The sequence below is a fragment of the Salmonella sp. 32010601201800023SM genome, from assembly GCF_017572235.1.
GTDB lineage: Bacteria > Pseudomonadota > Gammaproteobacteria > Enterobacterales > Enterobacteriaceae > Salmonella > Salmonella enterica.
Window position 1 is genome coordinate 25,491 of record NZ_JAGEQS010000003.1, and the last position, 23,921, is coordinate 49,411.

Genomic DNA, 23,921 nt, shown 5'->3' on the forward strand with positions numbered 1-23,921 from the left:
TGATGAATATTACTTAATTTCCCCGGTTTGTAGTCGTGAATGACACGACTACAGACATTGTTTTTCTTTAATGTAGCGTAAATGGATGGTTTATATGAACAAAAAGTTTTCGATATCCCTACTGTCGCTGTGCATTGGTTTGTCTTCAGCCATTTCCTTTTCAGCCGATGCGCGTGACATCACAATTTATTATACAAACGATTTACATGCCCATGTAACCCCAGAAATTATCCCCTATGTATCCAAGACACGTCCGGTAGGCGGCTTTGCGCCCATCTCGAAAATTGTCAAAGATGCAAAAGCGAAAGAGAAAGATGTCTTTTTCTTTGATGCTGGCGACTATTTCACCGGACCTTTTATCAGTACGCTGACCAAAGGCGAGGCTATTATTGATATTTTAAATACCATGCCTTACGACGCCGTCTCTGTCGGTAACCATGAATTTGACCATGGCCATGAGAATCTGGTTAAACAACTCAGCAAATTGCAATTCCCGGTATTGTTGGATAATGTTTTTTACAGCGGCACAGATACGCCATTAATTAAAGAACCGTATACCATCGTGGAAAAAGATGGATTCAAGATCGGCGTCATCGGTATGCACGGCGTTTCCGCATTCTATGAAGCGATTGCCGCAGGCGTGCGTGAAGGCGTTGACTGCCGCGATCCGATTCCTTATGTGAAAAAACAGCTGGAAGAGTTAAAAGGGAAAGTTGACCTGACCGTGCTGCTCGCCCACGAAGGCGTGCCGGGTATGCAGTCCAGCGCGGGCGAGGCTGATGTCGCACGTGCGCTGAAAACCGACGTTGATATGGCGAAATCGCTGGAAGGCTATGGACTTAACGTCCTGATTACCGGCCATGCGCATAAAGGTACGCCAGAACCGATTAAAGTGGGCGATACCCTTGTCGTTTCCACGGATGCGTACACCATCGAACTAGGTAAACTGGTGCTTGACTGGAACCCGGAAACCAAAAAAGTGGACAGCTACAATGGTAAGTTGATCACCATGTATGCGGATACTTATAAGCCAGATCCGGTCACACAGGCCAAAATTGACGAATGGGATAACAAGGTTAAGAAAATTACCGATGAGGTGGTCGCGCACTCTCCGGAAGTGCTGACCCGTTCTTACGGTGAATCCGCGCCAACCGGCAACTTAATCACCGATGCCCTGATGGCTACCGTTCCTGGCGCCGACGCTTCCTTCTATAATGCTGGCGGCATCCGTACCGAATTGCCTAAAGGTAATATCACCTATGGTGATGTACTGAGTATGTATCCGTTCACCAACGATGTCATGAGCATGGAAATCAGCGGTAAGGACCTGAAATCCATCATGTCACACGCTGCCGATCTGAAAAACGGTATGCTGCACGTATCTAAAACCGTCCAGTTTAAATATGACAGCACCAAACCACTGGGCCAGCGTATTGTTGAATTTGATATCAAAGGCAAACCGGTAGAAGACAATAAACTCTATACCGTCGCGCTGGACTCCTTTATCGGTAAAGGTGGTGGCGGATTTACCTTCACTAAAGGTAAAAATATCAAATATATAGGGATACAAACCGCACCGGCGTTGGTTAACTATATGAAGCAGGTTAACAATATTCAACCTGACCACACCATGCGCGTGGATGATATTAGCAAATAAGCCATAATGTTATGCGGTCGATAACCGGCCGCATAACATACTTAGTTATGCAAACAGCGGCATTTTGTATACCCGAAATGCAGAAATATCATAACGATAATTCGTGCCATTCGTCTCTTCGTTCTTGAAATAGCCCGACGTCACCATCGCTTCGAATAAGACCTCTTTCGTCTCTTTATTGATTTCTTGTAATACCAGTCGACCTAACGCCTGTTGCCCTTCATCCGGATCGACAAGATCGCTGGAACCTGGTTGCGCGGTAATGGTATGTTCAAACTCATCAACCGTCGTCGCGCCGAAGTGAATAACCAGGTGACCATTAGTCAATAAATGCTTAGCGCTCACAAAACTGCTATAGCCCCGGTTCCCGACTTCCATTTTACCATACTCATACGGACGCGTTACGGTCATCGTATTTAGGTTTATTTTAAACTGCACCACCCGGCTGAAGTTATCGAGCGGCAACAGACTTTTCGCATCTTCGCGTGAACGATAGTTACCATTATCAAAGACCATAAACTCCAGGATACCAGGCTCATCATTTGGAATTTCAACAATATTATGCTGCCCCCAGGTCCAGAAATTCTTATCTGCCGCATCAATCCCTCCCGGCGAGGTAAGATCGTACAGCGGGACACCATCATCATCGACAGGGGTTAATAAGTATTGCTTGAATTCGTCAGACCAATCCTCATGGTTCGCCATAATAAAGCGCAGTTCGCCGGAATCCACATTTACGCCAAAAATCGCGCTCTGATGTCGACCGGAACAGATCAGCAAATTGTTGGGTTCATTAATATAGCTTTGGTTGATATGCAGCCAGTCATCCATTGATACATCCTGACCTGGCGCGCTTCCGGAAGGACGCGGCGATCTGGAATAATCCATCACATACAGCATATCGTAATAGGCGACTTCAAGTCCGGTAGATAAGTTAATAATAGAAACGCCATCTTTCCCGGTTGAGTAACCGTCTGGCCGTCCATTGCTATATTCTGAAGGCGCAATCGCCAGATTGTTCTCAATGGGAAGAATGGAGTGATGGAACTCATTGTCGAGAAGATAAACCGTATAAACCCGTCCCATAATGTCAAATTCATACATATTCAGACAATGGTTTATTCCCTGTGACGTCGCCAGGAAATGGCCGTTATCCATTCTGACAAAATTATAAGAAGGGATTTCCTGACTTACATACCACCGGACAATCCCGTTATGATCAAAAGCCAGATTATACCGATCAAAATAAGTGGAGAAATAAAGTCCTTCCTCCATCAGCGAGGCCTGCTGCGCAGGACAGGAGACGCTAATAATAGGGAAGCCGAGGCTCACGTTAGCCGAATCCGTGGGCGGTAATGCGTCTGTCATTACTGTATATTGCCCGACAATTTGCGAGGCAAGGCGTAGGGTAATCTGATTATTCACCGCGGATACCATCCCACACACAGGAATAAGGTTAGCGCCCGGATGTACATCATATTGATAACGCACTTCCTCTGTCGTCGCTTCGCTATCAACAACATTGATCTCAAGCGCGGCAGCTTCATCCATCCAAACCCCCAGATAGAGACTCAACGGGGCGGTCCCGTAGGGATTTACGGTGACAATGGCCTTGTCACAGGTATTAGATTGCGTGATCTCCGCTAATCGTTGTTCATATATGGCGTTATGGTTTAAAACCAGTGCGTTATTGGTATCGATTTTCTGGTTAATCGGCTCACGCGGTGCGGGCATGTTAACCATTGACGAACTTTTCTTATTCATACGTTTCTCCTGATTAATTGGGATATAGGCAACGAGCGGCTACAACATGCCAGCCCGTTGCTTAGCAAATAACCCTACGTCAACAAGAGAAATCGGTTTAATAATTTAAAATAAAACATCCATAAAATAACACCCAGACTAAAACTATTCTTTATCGTCCGAAGATTTTATTTCCCTGGCGCTACTATAAAAGCATAACAATTATGTAGCATTAATGCATTGTGACCAATAGCCTATACCTTTTTTATGGTTGGCATAGGCCTTGCGCCATAATTCAAATTATTTTATGTCAACAATAAATCAATCAAAGCATATCAATATACTGATAAAAATTAACACTACTATCATTTTATTTTTAGAGCGACTAAAAATAAAATTTTAGTTTTTCTAAAAAACCATCATTTTTGTGACACGATACGATTTTCTCTGGAAAAAAGACGCTATTACAATCACACCAGTTGATCCACAAATTTAATATGCATATTATTATCGCTACCCCAATTAAACCCATTAAATAACATCATGACTATTTATTTAATTAACAGCACGCACACTTACAATGATAAGACCAATGAGCTAAAAAACATAAAAACGGGAAAGATGATAAAAATTGCCGCAATGCGCATAAAGTGTCTGGAATATATGCTGAATCATGCACAACAAGAGATTATTTATAAAAAACAACTCACTAATGAACTTTGGGGGGAAAGAAGTCAATTTATCAGCGACGCCAACCTGACCCAGATTTTATATCTACTGCGGCGCGACCTTAAAGGCTTTGGCTTGAGCCAGTTTTTTTCCACGGTGCCTCGAACGGGTATTAAAGTAGATGCTAACATTATTATCAGCAATGAAAACAAAAGCTGCCTCCCCTCTTCTTTAAAAAAAGAAGGGGATAAATATATAGCATTATTTTTTGCTTTACTGACCATGGTCATAATGGTTATTTATTTAATACAGTAATTTGATATTAAACTGATCAATCGCATAAGGATGTGCTTCCTTCAACCAAAGCGTCAGGCTGTTTTTCCTGGCTAAAAAGAAAGGTCGACTGAAATGTTGATATCAGTTTTTTGGCATTTTTATAGTGGGTGCTATTTGTAGCCAGATAAGCATAAACGGGTAATGTACGAAAAATTATTTCATCAGGCATACGTAGTATTTTTATATTATAACGCCGCACATCTCTAAAATAAGTAGCAATCTTTCCTGGCAAAATCGCAACCATATCGCTTTTTTCAACAACACCGATAACGCCAAATAGTGAATCACTATAATAACCTATTTCCCTGCGCCCCGCATAAGGCGTACTGCTCTTGAATAAATCAATGCTATCAGCATTGAAAGAAGAGAACATATCTGAATGATAGACAGCATGTCTGGCAGCATAAAAATTATATAAAGACATTTTTTCAAGCCCAACCAATGGACTTTTTTCACCACAAACACAAACAAAATCAGATAAATTATCAATAAGAAAACTTTCGATCATCTCATTCTTAATTTCCAGAATTCCCATGATGATATCCGCATAGCCATGCGTCAGCATGGAGGCTGGCGAGTATTCCCCTGTTTTTTTAATCGCATAGTGTTTAATAATATATCGATTCATCAACACAGTATCCAGCAATGCCGGAAAATAGTAATTTTCAGTGATATCACTTCCCAGAACAATGAGTTCATTACTCTCCTGAGCATCTGTTTTATCGCACAGTGTGCTTTCTATAGATTCAATTGCCTGGCGAAATACCTGGTGGAGCGATTTACCTTTGCTGGACGGGACTAATCCTTTGCGGGTTCTGATAAATAACTCTTCGCCATAAAGATTTTGTAAACGAAGAAGAGCCTGAGAGATCGCCGCAGGCGTGACATCCAGTTTCCTCGCAGCCCTGGTTGCATTTCCTTCAGTAATAACCGTATCGAACACTTTGATCAGATTGTAGTCAATTTTTTTAGCATTTTTTATTGGCCGCATATAGGTTATCCTGGCTGGTATAATCTGGCACCATCATTTAAGGCGCAGATTAACCTTGCACCACACTTATTTCAATAAGTAAATCATTTCCTCTATCTGTTTGTTATTAAATTATAATTTTATTGATATCATTTCAGCCTGTGTAAAATAAGAACACATGATGCTATTTTATAAAAAACATCAAAAATATCTGGCACACTTTATAAAAAAGTAAAAAAGCATAATATTATCCCGTTTAATCATAAATGATTCTCTTATTTCTTTGCGGTTCTCTACGCTTATCCGTACTGATGTAAGGAGTACTTTACCGCCAGTGAACACACTGACAGTGTGAAACGTACCTTATGAATATCAAAACGGAGTGAATTCATGAGACAATATACTATTAATAACGAATTTATTTATAATGAGTCGTTAAGAGAAATAATATCATTACATGATAAAAAAGTGCTAAAGGTGACGCTAATGCGTGCGCGTTGTTTAAGCTATCTTTTTGAAAATGCCTACAAGAAACTGATTACGCGGGAGATGATTTCACACGCAGTTTGGGGAGAGCGAAGTCAATTTGTCAGCGATGCTAATTTGACGCAACTTCTTTATCTGCTGCGACGAGATTTACAACAAATCGGGCTTTTCGAACTGTTTGTTACGCTCCCCAGGCAGGGGATAAAAATCGATGAAAGATTTATCATTGACGCTGCTGACATACCGCCACAAGCTATTCAATATCATACTCACCGATGTAATAAAATTATATCCATTGGTATTCCCACTCTTTTTTTATTGATCGTGCTTTTCTTTTTAGCGCCGTTTATCTGAAGATAAAGTCTGTAGACCGTGTCCCGGGAAGGTGAGAACATTTTTCATAATATCCTCACACGACACTGACGGGACACCACCTGCGGTCTGCTACGCGGTTCAGTCATAGACAATGCGTAGCACTGTTAATTGCTTATCTTCATCCAAATAATCTCGTTTTACCGTTGCATGAGGAGACGATATCGGCGTGATAATATTCTCGACAATAATATAACGTTCAACTCCATCTTTATTATGGCATTGAATTTCTAAGGTTCCTACGTCATTCCAGCAGCCTGCCTCAACAACCGATCCCATAAAATGAATCTGAGCGGTCGGTTTCGCTGTCCCTTCATGAACGATAAAGGAAAGTAAAATCACCTGTATGACGCAACGCATAGACTTCATTTTACTTTCACTCCTGTGCGTTCTCCTCTGAGCGAATATCACCCCTTCGCTTTCTGAATCGCCATTTGCAACATATCCTGAGTCGTGCTTCCCGGGATCACGGTCACCCGTTTTACATCACCGTCTTGCGTCTGAGGCATGACGACAAAAGCAGGCGTGCCGCTAAAGTCCATATGCTGCGCCAGTGCCTGGTTAGTGAGGAGCGCATCATGTACTGCACCGCTGCTTTGCGCTTCTTTTACGGCGGCCAGCTGCGTCGGCGTTAGATAATGTTGCGCCAGGGTGTAGACATCGTGTTCCGTTAACGCGCCTTCCACCTTCCCTGTGGCATAAAGCGCATTATGCCAGTCGAGATATTTCGCCCCGCCCTGTGTAAGCCATACCTGTTCGCCGACTCTGGCCGCCAGTCCGGATACCGGCCAGCGGGAGGAAAAAATAGGAAACTCTTTGAAAATAAACCGGGTATCCGGGTTCGCCTTAATCAGGTTTTCGACCACAGGCGCCATTTTGCTGCACCACGAGCACTGGTAATCAAAGAACATCACCACCGCCGCTTTTGCCTCGTTGGGCCCAACGGAAGGACTGCTGCTACTGAGCAACTCAGCACGATACTGTAATGCCAGTTGAACATACGCCTGTTGTTGCGCAATCTGCTGACGCTGATGCAACGTCTCGCTGGCGGCGACCAAAAATTCCGGATGTTCGGCCAAATACGTTGCCACCACCTCTCCCACTTTATCCGGATGACTGACGATGTAGGCTTCCGCCGTCGGGCCAATTTGCGACGTCGGGGCAGAATCGGCGGCGATTGCCGAGGCGGATACGGCAACGCCTGCCAACGTCAACATCGCCAGTCGGGAAAGTTTTAACGCGTGATAATACATAATAAAAGTCTCGTTCGATAAGTTCGGAAAGCCTCCCGCTATCGGGAGACGCCTGAAAAAAAGTTAATGAATACGCGTCAGATCCACGGTTTGCGCTGGCATTACCCGCCCATAGTCATTAATACTTTGCCAGCGCACAGTGCAGCGAACCGTGTGCCGGCACCAGTCCGTTTGACGCGTTGCAAAGGGAGCCACGACCCCGGCGTTGTCCTGGGCGCGCTCGTTAGCGCGTAATAAAAAGAGCGTAACGTAATAGGGTGTCGGATTGCGTACCGTCGCGCCATCGGGGGTAAGCGACCAGATCAGATGCCGGTAGGCCTGCTGCGGATTGCCGGCGAGTCCCTCAGGGCGATAGAGCAATTTTAAAGCCGAACGAAACGCCATTTGTACACGGTTCGCTTCCGGTTTACCGGAGGGAATAGCGGCGATACTCAAGGTAAACAGACTTTCCCTGTCGGCGGGTAGCGGTCCACCGGTATAAACCACCCGCATTGAGTTTTCCTGGCGCGCTGAAAGCATAAATAATGGCGGCGTGACCACGAAGGGCATGATATTCCCTTCGTTTTTGGTTCCTGGCCAGCGGCCGCCTGGTAAAATATGCGTATCAATTAACCAGGACGCTTCTGAATGGTTACTTACCGGTACGCTTAATGCCGGGGCGCCCGCATGATAGATAAAGCGAGTACCGCCAATTACCACGCCAGCCTGCGCCCATGATATGGGAAGCAAGCACCAATATATCGCGCAGCGTAAAAAGAACTTATTCATAGGCAAGAATGAAGGTTGCGGAGGCATTGGCGTCCCCGGCCGTTACCGCGCCGCCATCGGCAAGATAACGCGCGTAAAATTGCAGATGCGCCGACGCCTGACCCGGACTGAGCGTCACCACATCACTCTCTTGCCCCAGTGGGATTAAAGTTTTATTTTGATCATAAAGCGCAATCCCAATGCCTGAAGCGTCGCTTTCCCCTGCGGTAAGCGCCAATAAATCCGTATTACGGCTGTCCGCCGCACCGCTAAAACTGACCGTTACGCCGCTGGCAGTGCTGCCGCAGTTTTGTAAATCGATAGCAAAAGGTTGCCATGCGGAACCGTCGCCTGCGCGATAAAACTGCCGTTGAGAAACCGCGCCCATCGCCACGTTAATATTTTCCGAGCCAGGAGAGAGCGAACACGTATTGTCCGTGATGGTTCCGGAAACATAGACCCGGCCATCGTGCGCCTGGACGCCGGATGCCGCCAGCAGCATCCCGATGCCGTACAGGATATCGTTACGCATAATTACGATGGCTCCTCATTCATACTGCATATCGAAATACATGACCGCCGTCGCGTTCCCGGACGTGACCGTAGGCCGGGTCGATTTATAGCGAATATAAAAAGACAGCGTGTTGCGTCCGGCTTTCAACGGATAGACCACCGAGTCGGCATTATTGATACTGATGGTATCCTGATCATCATTCAGAATTTCCACCCCAACCCCGCTTGCTAACATGTTTCCGCTTCCCATCCCGGTGTCGGTTATCGCCAGTAGCGCGGGATTGTCCGGATCGGGTTCGCCGGTAAACCAGATCTTCGCCCCGGCAATTCCTCGGGAACAATTTTTGAGGTTGATATTAAAGGGCTTAAATTTTGTCGTTGTTCCTGTCGAAGGAAAGTCGCCAACCGCAAACTGTCCTAAATCAATACTTTGACTGAGGCTGGAGATATCTATGTCGCAGGTTTGCGCCACAATAGTGCCGGTAAATTCGAGGTTATAAGCGAGGTCGTCAGCGCTGGCATTGATTTGTGGACACAGCATTAGTCCCATGGCAAAAAGAGCGCAGTGTGATCTGTTCATTTAGTCAAAGTCCACTCGCAGGCTGGCCAGTGCGGTAAACGCCCCTTCCGCTGGCGTTTCGCCTGTTGTACTCACCGGGTAGGCTTGCAATGTGATGTTAGCGCGTCCGGCGCTATCGGTGATAAAAGGCGCGACGCTCTGTACATCATTGGGGATAAGCGCGTTTCCTTCATCGGTTTCGACCACTACGCCGACATCGGCATTATCCGAAGCGATAGCCTGGGGAACGTGGCTATCCGGCGTAGCGATAAGACGCATTGTTAAATTGACCTGCGAATCCAGACCGCTGCACTTTACCGGTACGCTGAATTTTTTCGCTCGTACCCCCTCCGGCTTTTGGCCTGCATGGTTGAAATTGCCGCTGTATAATGCGCCGAAATTTACCAGAATCGTTTGTCCGGCGTTGATTTCACAGCTTTGCGGTACGGTCACCGTTCCACTATAAAGAATGCTGTACACGACATCTGTCAGCGGATCGCCTGCGGCGGTCATGACATAAACATTGAACATAGTCTTAGGACTAATATTCACCGTGCCGACGAACGGTTTAACAATTTTGAGCTGAAACTCCAGATTTGAGTCACGAACGTAAAACGGTTGACCCGCTTTCACATTTTCATCATATCCCATCAGAACGTTGTTCATTGGCGGATAGATATCGCCCGCCGAAGAATCCTCAATTCGCATTCCGCCTTCCAGGTAGTCCGGGTCCAGCTTTAAATATTTCCAGTTACCGCTCGTTTCTACGACCGGATATGGCGACACATAGGAGCGATAAGTCTGGCTATAGGTCGACGCGCCGGCGGGACACACCGCCTGTACATTAACTTCCTGGCTTTTTTCCAGTTGAACCGTCTTTCCCACCTGGTTTTGTTCTGCCGTCAGAGTGGTCGTTAAATCGTAATTAATACTGGAAGGCACGCCGTTAACGTTTTTACACACGTCTGCGAAGGCGTACTGCGATACGACACTTCCCGCCAGCAGAGCAAATAAAAGAGGTATTTTCATTTAATGACACTCCGCATGTTGTCGACTCAGAATCTGACGGGAGGAAGAGAGATGATAGGACGCGACACACTGTTGATCCGGCAGGTTCCCCCAGCGAACGTGCAGAACGCCTTGCGCTGACAACCCGGAAAGATAGACCTCCCCGGCCTCGTCAACAATCGCCTCCGCATGGCGATCATTCACCGTCACCGTTGCGCCAAAGGGTACAGGCTTACCGTTATGATTCAGCGTTACCAGGGCACGCGCGCCGACTCGCGCTTTAAAGCGGGCCAGAACCAGCGCGCCTTCGGTCGGCACAACGCGAGTCACCGCGTCATCAATATCGACATCATCCGCCATGGCGTTAACGTCCAGCGCCATACGGTTTTGGCGATATGTTGTCGCATACGGCACCACCGCATAGCCACGCGCGTCCGTATGAATACCCGGCTGGTCGACAACGCCGACGTTGGCTGCGCCCGGCGCGGCAATCAAAATATTGGTATTGCCCAGCGGCTGGCTTAGTGTCACTCCATGCGCGTGCGCTACCAGGCCGCCGCTCAGGCCATAATTCACCTGCTGGTAATCGCCGTTATCGCTAACGTTATAGCCAATGTTAGCGTTGCCTTTCGCGCCATCGTATTCCAGACTGGCGGCGCCGCTTTCGCCAATACCGTGATTCTGATAACCTTGCTGTATGTTGTAACTAAGATTGTTTTCGTCCAGCAGTGTGCCGCTAAGGCCCGCATTCTGCGTAACGTTATGCTGTTTGTCCGTACTGGTGCTAAAGGTAGCGTAAACATTGTGATGGCGCGTGACTTCATCATCGTGTTGCAGCCATTGACTTAGCGGCACCGAGATATTCAGGGCGAAAATTTGATCGCGCTCCGCATCGCCTGCGGATTTGTTATTGTTGTAAGAAACGCTCCATGCAATACCCGCCAGCGTATCGCTGTATCCCACCTGCAACAAAGAATCCTTTTCATCAGTGTGCCAGTAACTTTGCTGGCTGCCGGTAATAAAAAGCGATCCCAACCCGCCTAGCTGTTGATTGATATCGAGTTGTACTTTCCCCCTCCTGGTATAATAAAGGTTGTAATAATCCGCCCATTCCGGCCTGCTTTTATCGCTGTCAGTCCGACTGTCATCGTCATAGCCGCTCATCCGTTTCCACGTGGTATCATCCAGCGTATAAAAGCCCGAGGTTGAATAGCGATAGCCCATAAGCTGTAAATTGGTTCCTGACTGTGCAAGCGATTTGGCATACAGGAAACGCAGCGATTGCCCCTGGTAGGTGTTATTATCCGCCAGCGTACTGGTAGCCTGGGTGACATCCAGCGACACCGCGCCCCAGTCGCCCAGATTTGCGCCGCTGCCGATCGCCAGCGCGTGATAATGACTGGAAAGTTGTGTTCCGCCATACAGCGTAAAACCATGCGGTAACCCCCATATCAAGGTCGCCTGACTGAATTTCACCTTCTCTTTTTGACTACTATCGCTACGATACTCCGCCACCGTCGCCGCATACTTCAGCCGCCCTTCTCGTTGTAGAATCGGCACGGCGGAATAGGGCACGTTATAGCGATTAATAGAACCGTCGGACTCTTTGACTTCCACAGTCAAATCGCCGCTGGCGGCGGTAGGATAGAGATCATTAATAGTAAATGCCCCGGGCGGCACATAGCGCTGATTGATGATGTAGCCGTTTTGCCGAATGGTCACTTGCGCGTTGCTTCTGGCAATGCCGTGAATGGTCGGCGCGAAGCCCTTCATGCTGTCTGGCAACATATTGTCGTCAGACGCCAGTTGTAGTCCGCGAAAAGGAAGGCTGTCGAATAATGCGGAGGGGGTATAACTATCGCCTGCCGTCAGTTCTCCCTGCAAAAAGACCACATCACGTTCCAGATAAGTACTGATGTGCTGCCAGTCGCTGTCGCTATTCTGATCGCCGCTATTCGCGTTCCATGTGGAGTAGTCGCGTAACCGCCAGGCCCCCAGATTAAGGCCGCTATTCAATCCAAGAAAATAGCTGTTCTCCGCACTGCCGCCTGGGCTCCGATCCTGACTATTCGCGCCGGTAAAGGTGTAATTCAATAGCAACGCGTTAATACCTTCATCCCAGTATTGCGGTGGGATATAGCCTCTGGCGCTGGCAACCATCGCCGCCTGCGGGATGCTAATGTCGAGACGTTGCTGCGCAAAATCAAAGCGGGTCCGGGCGGCCGGTATCGCACTGGCGAGATCCGGGCAACTTCCCGCCGCCGCCTTCGCCAACAGTGGAAACGCCCCGGTGTTTACCCCCATATTTTTAAGCATTTCAGGCGTCAGGCAGGCGCGTAATCCGCTGTCATCGGTGGGCGCGCTTTTTCCCGTCGTTTTCACCGCCTGGAAGGCAATGTCTCTGGTCGCGAGAAACGTATTGTTCAGGTAAACGTCAACGCGATACATCCCCGCCGCCTGGGCATTACGGGAAAAGGTCGATAGGTCGGCCACCGCAGACGGGTCGTCAGACAGAAATGCCGGGTTGAAATAGTTTTCCGCCCACCCCGGCGCAGGCGCCAGTGCGATAGCCAACGCCAGCGGGGTTAATACGGGTTTAGTTACGCTGGAGTAATATCGCGTCATGAAAAGCTGATTACGCATAACATCATGAAGCTGGACAAACGCGTGCTGGCGTCGTTGCGCCAAAATCGTTTACCGTGCGCAAAGATACCTGGCCGGGCGTCGCCGGGAGAGTGATCGCGCCTTTCGGCGGTACCATAGTATTCGGCAGTTTTTTCCCCGCGCTGTACAGTTCAACCATCGAAACGTAGTACGGCGAAGGGTTAGTAATCGTTAGCTGGCCGCGCTCGTTACGGCAGCGAAGCGTCGACGGGGCATGAGCTGGCGCCTCCGCCAGATTTTTCGGGCGGATAAATAGCTTAATCACGCTTTGCGTCGCAATTTGCAGGGAGTTGCCGGTCAATTTATTTTTATCGACAGAGGGTATCGCTTTACTGTTTAAATAAAATACGCTTTCGCGATCGGTCGGTAATGACGGCCCGACATACATAATACGTAATATATTTTCTTTTTTAGGCTGGATCACAAAGAGAGGCGGCGTAATGATAAAATCCGTCGAGCGTGAACCATCGGCATTGGCGACCCATGACTGAATTAAAAAAACATTGCTGGCAGAAGAATTAATAATCGGCAAGGAGGTTTGCTTACTTCCCTGCGGATAAATCACCCTGGTCGCGCCCAGCGCAATGCCTCCCGCCTGCGCGGCAAACGACAGGCCGGCCGCCGACAGCAGTAGCAATAATCGAAGGAAAATCGGTACGTTTTTTTTCATCTGCGTAATATCCTGATGCCGTCGGTTTGTTACGCGCAGTGACGCGCGTAACGCCCCTTTCTCGCCTCCCAACAGACGAGAAAAAAATCCCGATAAGGAATCAGGAATAAACCATGCTAAATGTCGCCGTCGCGGTAACATTACCGGCAGTCGCCGTACCGGTAGCGATATAATCCACGCTAAGCGGAATAACGTTTTCGCCATCGTTCAAGGTAACAGTACTGGACGATTCACCGATATTCAGCGCCTGGCCATCTGGTCCATAAAGTTGTAATGCCACATTCGTCGCCGAACCTGCCCCAGCGGTATTCGCCAGCGACCCCGGCTGGTTTGCGTCCTGTTGGCCATTAAAAATCACCGCCGCATTCTGGCTGGTCTGAGTATCGCAGTCTTCCAGTTTGATGGTGAAATCTTCTTTTTGATTCGCCACCATACCGGCCTCGGTTAATTTACTGGCGCGAACCTGGCCTAATGTCACGGTCTGATCGACAGAGTCAGCGGAAACAGAACAGGCGGCGTCAACGACCTGTCCGACAAAATTTACCGTACCGCCAGTGACGGTTGTAGTATCCGCTTGCGCGGTGGACAACATTCCGCCAAAGGCAATGGCAGAGACCATTAATGCTAGTACAGGCTTTTTCATTCAAGCTCCTTTTAAATATAAAAATGAGGGTAATCAGATTTTTTAACGAAACGGCTGCTGATATTTCTTCACAGCAATATCACGACTTTTTCTTATGCGAAAAAAAGTGTCTTCTTGTTCTGATATAAATGTCAGAGGCAATAAAACAGCCACTCAACGTCGTGAGTTAATCTTTACGTTATAATGAGATAACGATGTTATTAATTATTAGCAAGCCAACGGCAAGTTGCAATCATCGACATTTGGTTTTATAGGACCAGGCATAACCTCTTGTTTTATATTAACTTTACACCGGTCGTTCGGCCTATCTCCTTTAGCCATATTGACTTTTTAAAAATAGCTTTCATAACAACCTTCAGTAAAACATTCTATTAACGATACCAGGCAAATTCAGTCGAGATATGTAAATATATCGTTGCGCATAGTACATTAATACGCCACTGGTAGTTTTCCGAGCGCCGTCAGCCGCCCATTATCAATATGGATATACCCGCCTTTTTTTAGTTCAGACAGAATCTTCATAGTCCGACTGCGCGATATCCCGGTACGCCGTTGAATAAAATTCAACACGATAATGCTTTCCCGGTAGGCCTGTGGATAAGCCCAGATTTCAGTCAGCAACGCCCGAACTTTCAGATAAGAATCGACGCCGACTAATTCACGATCGCGCGCGCTCATCACCATCAGACGGTAAGCCAGACAACGGGCCACGTCGTGCCACAAATCGCATTCATCGGCGATTTTTATAAAATCCGGCAGGCGAACAAATCTACCGGTACAAACCGTTTCTGCGAGCAAAAAGTGTTCCGGTCGCGCGGGGACATTATAGGTAGCGCCATAGCTGTCAACCATACCCACGACCGATGGCGCAAACGATGAAGATATATGGAGTCGTTTGTCATCATGACAGAAAGAAACAACGCCTGACTCCAGTAATACAATGTAGTGTTCATCATTTGCCTGTAAATAAAACTCATCGCCGATACCCAGCGTAAACGGTTGACCAAATGGCAACAAGGCCGAAAATAAGGCATCAATTGCCGCGTGAGGTTTAGCCTGCTGAGAAAAAAGAAAAGAGTGTAATGAATTCTCATTATTATCTTTAGCAAAAGCGTCGTTCATCATTTTTTTCATTAACGGTTGTCTACTCAATGTAGCGTCACAGTATAACCTCTCAAAAAGTACTTAAATTAATAATAAATAACATCGCTATGCAGTATTTCTGTATTCACAACGCACTAATACGCAATATTTTTAAGATTAAGACAATTCTTAATACAAAATGATTACAGAAAATTAATAACAAATTACGCATAAAGAATGAGAGGTCAGGGGGCGCAGGAAAAGAGATTCGAAAGAACGCGCCTTCGAATCTCAAACTAATAGTCCAGATTAATGCAAATAAGCAGTGATATTATCTGAAATAGCGAGGGGCAGCATAATACTCTACCATTTTATCCGCCAGCCAGCCGCCGTCTTCACCGTTAGAATGGATTGTCGTAATACTGATAGTAGAACCACCGCCCCATAAGATCGAAAAGACGTTAAAGTCCGGTAGGTTCAGCGCCTGCATCTGGCCCCAGTCATACCCTTTATCTTTACGTAAAAAGTCGCCGACGGTCGGGACGCCGTAAGTCGCGCTATTTAAGGCCGTATTGAGTAGCTGCAAAGAGAGCGTGTCAGGATCGCTGCCAATACGGGCGTCACCCATAAAAAAGGTTCCGCCGGATGCAAAGTGCGCAGCGCTGATTTTACTGACGCCCTCTTCTACTGTAGGCATATGGCCGCCTGGGATTTGCCACAGCATGGCGGGCGTCAGCAGCGCTTTCGTCACCTGTTTGACCATCGCCAGGTAATTAAGCCAGCATGTCGCATTCCAGCCATAGTGGGCAAGCGCATCAGGACTGAAACAGTCACGCTCAAATTTATCAAACGCAATAAAGTCCGGCGCATATTCTCCGCTATAAACGCCCAGTTCATGAATAAATCCGGCGATCGCCTGCCCTTCAGCTACCGGATCAGCGGTATCGCGCAGCACCCAGTCCGCCGTTCCTGTCGCCCAGACATTCGTCTGCCAGCCAAAAGCCACATCCGGGGCAAACTGACGAACAAGATAGTTCACCGCCTGAATATAGCCGTAGAGATCGTCGCTAAACGTCGGCAACGAAGGCGCGATAAAGCCAGCCATCGCCGGTAATGCTTGTATCGCCGCCGCCAGTTGGGCATTCACCGGCACACTGTTTTTTTGCCGTACTACGGTATAGCCATACGGTCCTTGCTGTAGCGCCCCGAGAAAATCCGGGTTAAGCACAAAGGTGGCCGGGACAGGATGCGTCTCATCTTTGTATGACTGCGCCGCCAGACACTGGGTAATAAAGTTACCAAAATGGTTACGTAGCTTTTGCGCATCCTGTAAATCCGCCAGCGCGCTACCGCCGCTGGCATTCGCGGTATAAATGACCATTACCGGCATGACGCTACGCCCGGCTTCTTTTTCTATCTGGCGCACCAGCGCAACGGTTTTATGGATCGGTAACGTCGCGTAATCCAGAAAACCATCCCCGTTCACGTCAACCTCCGCGGCCGGAACCGGATCGCCGCCGCCGTCAAAACCATCGTATTTAAACAACGCGCTAAACGGTATATCGCGATAAAGAGAAACCGTCTCTGGCGCGTTAACCGTCACGCCGCCATGAGCAAGGTAATCAGGCCAACCTTTTACCTGTAGCGTCACGCCGGGCAGAAACTCCAGCGCCACATGGTTGACCTTTTGCAACAACCGTAGCGGCCCGGCCTGTTCACAACGCCACGGCACGCTGTCGATGAAAATATCGTCCGTCTGAACATCATACAGCCCGGGCGCAAAGCGTAATGCCAACGTCTGCCGATCGCTGCCGCTCTCCAGCATTAATGAGTATTGATATTTACCGCTACTGAACAGATAACGCTGCGGCGCGACGCCATCTGGCAGACCCAGTATAGTGGCATCCACCGTCACGAAACTCGCCGTGTCGAGCGCCGACTGTTGGTAAGCGACAGCAACCTCGGCAATCTGCGCCGCAGCAGGGATAAATCCCGTAAGCTGTATGGGTGCCGCTATAAAGCGGTTATTAATCATCGCAGGCTGCAGATTGACCGTATAATGATGCCCCGCCAGTAGCCGGGTGATTAACTGCGGTTGGTTGGCGATCAGCGTGACGGTACGCTCATCCGCTTGCGTAGCATCGGCGATCTCAACGGTCAATTTCGCATTACCAAGCGCAGGGGCGTCAATCATCAGACGCGCGCTGGCATAACGGACAATCGGCAGACAGGATACCTGGACCTGCGCGGCGGCATCGCCGGATTGCAGCGTAACGGTAAAAGAGGACTCGACTGGCGCGATTTGCATCTCATCATTCGCCAGTACCGGTACGGTAAGCCGATACGTTCCTGCGCTAAGATCGCCTATTGTCAGAACCTCGCCCCACTCACCGACAAAGCGCCGGGTTTCGCCGGCAGGAAACAGCAGCTCAATCACCGGTTTGAGCGCCACGGTCTGCGTCATGGCAGGAAAATGAACGCAAACTTTTCCCTGACGGGCAGGATCATGGGCCAACGTCGCGTTCAAATCGCTGATGGCAACTGGCGTCTGCGTGGCGGCCAGATAGCACTGTAATTCGGCGGTATCCCCCGCCGCCAGCATCAGCGCGCCGTCATGATTAATGGTGATGGTATTCTTCTCGATGGGCCATCCCCCATCGCTGGCCAGCGTCACGGCCTGATTCCCCAACATTGTTCCCTGAAACGGACTGTAGGGATCGGGGTGCGCGCTGGCCGTAAAATTCAGTTGAAGCTGATTGAGATCTACCGCCTGGGCGTAGAGGTTGGTCAGCGTAAAGGTGACGCGTTGATACCAACTTGCGGTATTCAACTCGCTAACGTTAAGCGTAAGGCCGTGTTCCTGAAGATCATTGTCCTTTTCCGGCACATCGGGTTCGGCGAGTTGTTCGTCTGCGGCGGGTATCGCTGGCGTCTCCTGATCGGATGGGGTTTCAGACTCTGCGTCTTCGGATGACGATGACGCCAGCGTCAAGGTGATGGCGGACATTTTTACCGGCACCTGCGTCGCCGCGAGGCTGAAAGAGAGCGTCCCGCGTTCGCCCGGCTGAAGAAGTAATGCATCGCTGTTATTAATGATGATGTTGTTAGTTTCCAGCGTGCCATACGAACTCTCATTCAGCGTAAGCGGCAGGTTCCCTTTGAGCGTACCGCCGCTATTTCCCCATGGATCGATGTGCCCGGAAGCCGTGAATGATATTGCGGCATGGTTCATATCGACCGCATTACCGCTCTCATTGATGAAGGTTAAGGTGATTTTTTGATACCAGCTGTTGACGTCAAATGCGCTGGCGTGAATGGAAATGGTCATGGTCTACTCTTCCTCTGTCCCTGGTGGAGAAAAGCCCCGGTAAACCGGGGCTTGAATCATGAAGCCCAATACATCGGCTTAATACCGTGTATTAGTAAGCGCCAAGATCGGTCCATGCACCGCCGACACCGCAGTTCAGGTCAGGCTGGTTGCCCATAGACCACCATTTCACCTGATAGTTATGGCCTTTCCAGCTAACGATTTCGAAAGAACCCCAGTTTGCGCCATAAACGGTAGAAGCATCCCACTGCGCGTAAGGTGACGTTTTGTCATCTGCTGGCGTATCATCCTCAGCCGGTGTGGTATCTTCTTCCTCGTCCGGTACAGGAACGATAATCTCTTCTTCCTCTTCCGGTTCCGGTTGAACCTGAGATAGCGCAGGCACAGCCGTCAGAACAAAGCGCTGTTGAGAGGACGGTTCGTTGTAGCAGTCGCGTACAAACAGGGTGAACTGGAAGGCTGTTTTTTCGCTAACTTCCGGTACCACAACCTCAATGATTTCAGCCGTTTTGTCTGCCACAGTGATTTGAGAAGGCACGCCCCAGCTAAAGGACAGCTCATCGTTATCTTCATCAGAAGAACCTGCGCCAGACAGCTGTACCGTAGATCCGCCTACGACCAGCAGTTCAATCGCCGCTTTCGGCGCGTGGTTGACCTTCTGCGCGTCGTCGCTGTCGCTCTGCTCTTCATCTTTTTCTACATTGATACCTTCAAAGTAGAACGGTTCCATATCGATAACTTCAGATTCGATTTCATAACCCAGACCTTCACGCACGGCGTTAACCAGCACGCCGTTGTCCTGATCGATAGTCCAGGTAAACACGCCGCCCAGGCCCAGTTTCGCTGCATATTCGCCTTTTGCTTTGACAGTACGCGGCGTATCCAGGGATAAAAACAGTTTGGATTCCGGGCTATACAGGTAGTCAGCGTCAGCGACCTGGTCGGTGTAAACGTTGAAACCGTTACGGCCTTTCTGGTTTTCCAGATCCAGGTAGCTATAAATGACGTCATACCATTCACTGGTGCCGGATTCAAAGGAACCGGTAGTAGGGCCTGAACCTGGGTTGTAAGAACCTTTCAGCGGCGACAGGGATTCAATTTCTACCTGACGAGCGTTACGGGTATAGCCGGCATAACCGATGTTGATACGGTCAGCGGAGAAACCTTCCGCCAGCAGGTGATCAACGATGGTTTCGACAGCCCAGCCGCCCTCTTCCAGCGCTTTGCGGTTGGTGTGGTGGCCCAGAGTTTCCGCCCACGGCGTACCGAAGAAGTCATAGGTCATCAGGTTGATGCCATACAGGCCAGCAGCCATCAGATCTTTTACTTTCGCATAGTCAAAAATAGTAGTGACAGCAGAAGCGGCAATAGAGATCTTCACATTGCTCAGACCCGCGGAATCCAGCTGTTTACGCAGTTCGGCAATCAGCAGCGCGTAGTTAGCGCCATCTTCCGGACCAAACGGGTTGCCCGCCCCTTCATTGTTCGGGTATTCCCAGTCAATATCCACTTCGCTGAACATCGGGAACTGTTTGAACAGTTTCACCACGCCTTTGGCGAAGATTTTACGAGAAGAGTCAGAAGCGGCGGTTTCGTGGAACCCGTTACTCATGCTCCAGCCGCCGATACTCATGGAGAGCGCCAGCGTGTGACCTGCGGCTTTCGCTTTTGCCTGCATATCACGCAGCGCGCCCAGCAGACCCTTGGCGTTAGACTGAGTTACAGTCTTCGGATCCACATCCCAGCCGCTGACATCAAAGCCGAGGTTGATATAAGACTGGAAGTCGCCCCATGGGTCGAGGAAGGTCGGCTCATATTTCACTTTGCCGCACAGCGCTGCCGCTTCTGCTACGACATCGCGGTCTTCTGTATCAATTTTTCTGAAACCGGTGATGCCAACAAAGCCAAAAATCAGTTTGTCATAAGCCGTCGGTGAAACTTTGGTTAAATCATAACCACGGCCCGGTTGGGACATATTGCCTTGCAGACGGCTGTCATACTGTGACCAGTCGGTGTAATAACCGAATACCTTCGGTTTAGTCGTGGAATTTTTATATTTATTGTATACCGGTTTCGCAACACGAGCGGAAGTATAGCTTATTTTATCATCGCTTGTTGCAGGGTCAAAACCATTCGCTGCATGAGTAGTTTCAGTAATTGTATCGCCTTGAATCAGTTTGCTTGTAGCCATTTTCAAATTTCCTTTTACGTTTCAAAATTGTCGCAGCTCGTTCTGCGGGGTCCATAATCGTTACAGGCATAAAAAATAGCTAATCACAAAACATCATCTTTTTAGATGATATAAAAATCATAAAAATGAGGTTAACAACACCGTCTAACGAAGAGAAAACAACACCTCTCAGCGCCCGCTTACTCCGTTCTGGTGAGAACATAGTAAATATCATTTATCATGTAATTAAATATCATTTAATTACAATGAAATAATGTGATTACACTCGCTATAGACAATGACAATACAATAAAACCAGTGACATTTATTGGATTAAGACATTTCTCATACAATATAGTCACCACAGACAACCAGGATGTACATTTCTAAAGGAAGACGTTATGAAAACTTATATCATTAATAGCAATTGCATTTACAATGAAGGTAAATATGAACTGAGGACGGTCTCAAATTCACAGGTTATTAAAATGACTGCGATGAGAGCCAAATGTCTCAGTTTCATCATCGAGAATGCTCATCTGGAGATTATCGAGCGACAAAAAATAACCACTGCGTTATGGGGAAGTCGAAGCCATTATGTTAATGATGCAAATCTAACGCAGATTCTCTATTTAATCAGACGTGACCTTAAAGCGCTTGGTATTAACGATCTTTTTATTACCATTCCAAGACAAGGTCTCAAAGTGAATAGTGATATCGCCATTATCGCGACGGATAGCGAAACAAAGGGAAGAAAAAAACAGATTGTACGGCAAACCATCGCCGCCCTGACGACCGTATTTTCAGTAACGTTAGGTTCTCTCATGTATCTGCATATTCACTAAGCGAAGGAAAGGGAAGATGAATCCAATTATAGATGGAATTATTGCGCTTGAAGGCGGTTACGTATTTAACCCTAAAGATAAAGGCGGCGCCACCCATTGGGGCATTACCGAAGCCACGGCGCGAGCGCATGGCTATGCTGGCGATATGCGGGATCTGACCCACGCTGAAGCCTACGCGATTCTCGAAGAGGATTACTGGATAAAACCAGGTTTTGACGTCATCTCGACGCTATCGTGGCCAGTCTCCTTCGAGCTGTGCGATGCGGCAGTCAACATAGGCGCTTACCACCCCAGCGCGTGGCTGCAACGCTGGTTGAACGTCTTTAATCACGAAGGTAAACGCTACCCGGATATTCATGTGGATGGCAATATTGGCCCGCGGACGCTTGCCGCTCTCGAACATTATTTGGCCTGGCGAGGCCAGGAAGGGGAAGCCGTTTTGGTGAAAGCCCTCAATTGCAGTCAGGGCACGTACTACTTAAACGTTGCTGAGAAAAACCACAATAACGAACAATTTATTTATGGCTGGATCAAGAATAGAGTGACCTAGACCAGGCTGAAAAAAGACGCGTAAAAGGCTCACGGATGAGCCTGATACTGCAAATGATAATTAATCTGAATTATTACCTTCGATAATTTTTTTAATCCGCCGCCCAAGAATCTTTAAGATCGGACTCGCGAAAACACCGCCTAAGCCTGCCGCCAACAGAACAATGTTGAAACTGCATTCTTTTTCGATCGCAATCGCGCTTAACAAGAAACTGGTGAAGCAGGAAATCACGATCTGCGTTAAGCAATATTTAATACTTTCATGAGAACTATTATATTCTGTCTTATCTTTGCGTAAAAGATAGCTGACAAAGCCTCCCCACGCGCCAATCGAAATAATAGTGAGTAAGATCTCTAGCTCCAATAGCACAACTTCCGTTGTCGACACATGGTTGGGAATAGACATTTTAACACTCCGAAATCATTATAAATGAATAATTAACACAAGGAGTGTAAGCGCCCTGTCAGGAGGGTAAAAATCAAAGCACATCATTTAAAACCATATTAAATCAAAGCGTAAAAATGAGGTGTATTAACGACGGAAGGAGGAAAGCGTTTGTAACATACTTACCATCTCATTAATCGTCGATATATTTCTACTATTTTTATTCCAGGATGCATAAACCTGAACTGACTTCAAAGCCAGTTCGGGCGGAGGCTGAATAAATTTAATGTCATATTTACGATGATTTTTATAAAAAAGCGCTAATTTCAAAGGCATCAATGCAATCAATGAGGTTCGTTCGATCATGCTCATCAAACCGTTAAGCGAATCACTGCGATAGCCGACAATACGCCTGCCAGTATAGTAAAGCTCATCCTTAAATAACTCGCTATCATGATATATCACTGAAGCCCCCATCCCCGGCTGATATAACGCATGACGCGAAGAATAAAAATGATGTAGCGACAGTTGTGAGAGGGTACTCAGCATGTGTTTACTGCTGCAGATACAAACAAATGATTTAAAACTATCAATGATTTGATTCTCTATGCCGGACTCCAGCAAAGGTTCGGCACTAATCAACAGATCGCCTTGCGCAGTAAACAGAAGTTCGCTGATATGCTCCCGACTCATATTTCTGACGGAGAAATGATTTATCAAAATACGGTCAAATATATCGCTGTTATAGAGCTGAGAAAGATAATAGCTTTCAACAATATCACTGCCTAATAACGTTATCTGGAACGCTTCATCTTTTTTACTATTACAGAGAAAGGTGTCATCCACCAGTTTCATCACCTGACTGAAATTTTGGTGAATGTCGACAGCCTTAGCTGTGGGGATGAGCCCGCCTTTCCCTCTGCTAAACAGTTCTTCCGGGTAATAACTCTGCAGGCGCTTTAACGCCAGAGAAACGGCAGCCGGTGTAATGCCTAACTTTTTTGCCGCCATAGCCGCATTTCCTGACAAAATAACAGCGTCAAGAATTTTGATTAAATTATAATCAAAGCTCTTGTTGGCACCTTTCGATCCCATTCGCTGTCTGCCTCCGGAAACTAAAAAAAGCAATATAGATAATACTCAAGATAAATCAATTCACAGCATCTAAAAAAGCAATCATTAATGTCATCACATCACGTTTTTTTAAAGAATAAGCGTATACAAAACTGCTGATTAACATCAATTTGTTTATCAGTAAAAACAAAATATCA

21 protein-coding genes are annotated in these 23,921 nt (G+C 47.6%); 5 read left to right on the top strand and 16 right to left on the bottom strand.

From position 1 onward, the window contains the following. Positions 1-85 precede the first annotated feature (85 nt). Complete coding sequence (locus J4617_RS10940) at positions 86-1,657, top strand: bifunctional UDP-sugar hydrolase/5'-nucleotidase (RefSeq protein ID WP_000262866.1); 1,572 nt, start codon at positions 86-88, stop codon at positions 1,655-1,657. 45 nt (positions 1,658-1,702) lie between these two features. Here the strand turns inward: J4617_RS10940 and J4617_RS10945 are convergent, their stop codons facing one another. Further along, positions 1,703-3,421, bottom strand: a complete 1,719-nt coding sequence (locus J4617_RS10945; RefSeq protein ID WP_017466082.1) for an aryl-sulfate sulfotransferase — start codon at positions 3,419-3,421, stop codon at positions 1,703-1,705. A 522-nt stretch (positions 3,422-3,943) separates the two neighbouring features. On the opposite strand from J4617_RS10945, the gene J4617_RS10950 reads away from it, so the two are divergent. Next, complete coding sequence (locus tag J4617_RS10950; RefSeq protein ID WP_017466219.1) at positions 3,944-4,384, top strand: transcriptional regulator; 441 nt, start codon at positions 3,944-3,946, stop codon at positions 4,382-4,384. A gap of 16 nt (positions 4,385-4,400) precedes the next feature. Here J4617_RS10950 and J4617_RS10955 read toward each other — a convergent pair whose 3' ends face one another. After that, positions 4,401-5,396, bottom strand: a complete 996-nt coding sequence (locus J4617_RS10955; protein ID WP_001247397.1) for a LysR family transcriptional regulator — start codon at positions 5,394-5,396, stop codon at positions 4,401-4,403. Positions 5,397-5,765: 369 nt separating this feature from the next. Between J4617_RS10955 and J4617_RS10960 the strand changes: the two genes are divergently transcribed. Further along, positions 5,766-6,215, top strand: a complete 450-nt coding sequence (locus tag J4617_RS10960) for a transcriptional regulator (RefSeq protein ID WP_001250363.1) — start codon at positions 5,766-5,768, stop codon at positions 6,213-6,215. 99 nt (positions 6,216-6,314) lie between these two features. Here the strand turns inward: J4617_RS10960 and J4617_RS10965 are convergent, their stop codons facing one another. From J4617_RS10965 to J4617_RS11020, 12 genes are all read right to left on the bottom strand, one after another. Further along, complete coding sequence (locus tag J4617_RS10965) at positions 6,315-6,602, bottom strand: hypothetical protein (RefSeq protein ID WP_017466054.1); 288 nt, start codon at positions 6,600-6,602, stop codon at positions 6,315-6,317. Positions 6,603-6,640: 38 nt separating this feature from the next. Beyond that, positions 6,641-7,486 carry a DsbA family protein gene (locus J4617_RS10970; protein ID WP_000291392.1) on the bottom strand — a complete coding sequence of 282 codons (846 nt, stop codon included), beginning with the start codon at positions 7,484-7,486 and terminating at the stop codon, positions 6,641-6,643. A gap of 63 nt (positions 7,487-7,549) precedes the next feature. Beyond that, positions 7,550-8,281, bottom strand: a complete 732-nt coding sequence (gene bcfG / locus J4617_RS10975) for a fimbrial chaperone BcfG (RefSeq protein ID WP_017466055.1) — start codon at positions 8,279-8,281, stop codon at positions 7,550-7,552. Further along, positions 8,247-8,765 carry a fimbrial protein BcfF gene (locus J4617_RS10980; RefSeq protein ID WP_017466056.1) on the bottom strand — a complete coding sequence of 173 codons (519 nt, stop codon included), beginning with the start codon at positions 8,763-8,765 and terminating at the stop codon, positions 8,247-8,249. Before J4617_RS10980 ends, bcfG begins: the two co-directional genes overlap by 35 nt. A 15-nt stretch (positions 8,766-8,780) precedes the next feature. Further along, positions 8,781-9,326, bottom strand: a complete 546-nt coding sequence (locus J4617_RS10985) for a fimbrial protein BcfE (protein WP_001082038.1) — start codon at positions 9,324-9,326, stop codon at positions 8,781-8,783. Continuing rightward, positions 9,327-10,334, bottom strand: a complete 1,008-nt coding sequence (locus J4617_RS10990; RefSeq protein ID WP_000701247.1) for a fimbrial protein BcfD — start codon at positions 10,332-10,334, stop codon at positions 9,327-9,329. Further along, positions 10,335-12,956, bottom strand: coding sequence for a fimbrial usher BcfC (gene bcfC, locus J4617_RS10995; RefSeq protein WP_001245865.1), 2,622 nt, complete (start codon positions 12,954-12,956; stop codon positions 10,335-10,337). Positions 12,957-12,960: 4 nt separating this feature from the next. Next, the gene (gene bcfB / locus J4617_RS11000) at positions 12,961-13,647 is read right to left on the bottom strand and encodes a fimbrial biogenesis chaperone BcfB (protein ID WP_000742551.1); all 687 of its coding nucleotides are present in this window, start codon (positions 13,645-13,647) and stop codon (positions 12,961-12,963) included. A gap of 100 nt (positions 13,648-13,747) precedes the next feature. Then, complete coding sequence (locus tag J4617_RS11005; RefSeq protein WP_000743357.1) at positions 13,748-14,290, bottom strand: fimbrial protein BcfA; 543 nt, start codon at positions 14,288-14,290, stop codon at positions 13,748-13,750. Between the two features lie 429 nt (positions 14,291-14,719). Beyond that, positions 14,720-15,424, bottom strand: coding sequence for a winged helix-turn-helix transcriptional regulator (locus J4617_RS11010; RefSeq protein WP_000738617.1), 705 nt, complete (start codon positions 15,422-15,424; stop codon positions 14,720-14,722). 280 nt (positions 15,425-15,704) lie between these two features. Beyond that, a complete protein-coding gene (locus J4617_RS11015) occupies positions 15,705-18,701 on the bottom strand; it encodes a hypothetical protein (protein WP_017466058.1) in 2,997 nt (998 codons plus the stop codon). Positions 18,702-18,792: 91 nt separating this feature from the next. Then, complete coding sequence (locus J4617_RS11020; RefSeq protein ID WP_000235796.1) at positions 18,793-20,892, bottom strand: glycosyl hydrolase family 18 protein; 2,100 nt, start codon at positions 20,890-20,892, stop codon at positions 18,793-18,795. A gap of 380 nt (positions 20,893-21,272) precedes the next feature. On the opposite strand from J4617_RS11020, the gene J4617_RS11025 reads away from it, so the two are divergent. Both J4617_RS11025 and J4617_RS11030 read left to right on the top strand, forming a co-directional pair. Next, a complete protein-coding gene (locus J4617_RS11025; protein WP_000860681.1) occupies positions 21,273-21,716 on the top strand; it encodes a transcriptional regulator in 444 nt (147 codons plus the stop codon). Positions 21,717-21,732: 16 nt separating this feature from the next. Then, a complete protein-coding gene (locus J4617_RS11030; protein WP_001068132.1) occupies positions 21,733-22,266 on the top strand; it encodes a glycoside hydrolase family 108 protein in 534 nt (177 codons plus the stop codon). A gap of 60 nt (positions 22,267-22,326) precedes the next feature. Here the strand turns inward: J4617_RS11030 and J4617_RS11035 are convergent, their stop codons facing one another. Next, the gene (locus J4617_RS11035) at positions 22,327-22,671 is read right to left on the bottom strand and encodes a phage holin family protein (RefSeq protein WP_000026889.1); all 345 of its coding nucleotides are present in this window, start codon (positions 22,669-22,671) and stop codon (positions 22,327-22,329) included. 126 nt (positions 22,672-22,797) lie between these two features. After that, entirely contained in the window at positions 22,798-23,745 is a 948-nt protein-coding gene (locus J4617_RS11040; RefSeq protein WP_000534905.1) for a LysR family transcriptional regulator, read from the bottom strand. Positions 23,746-23,921: the final 176 nt, after the last annotated feature.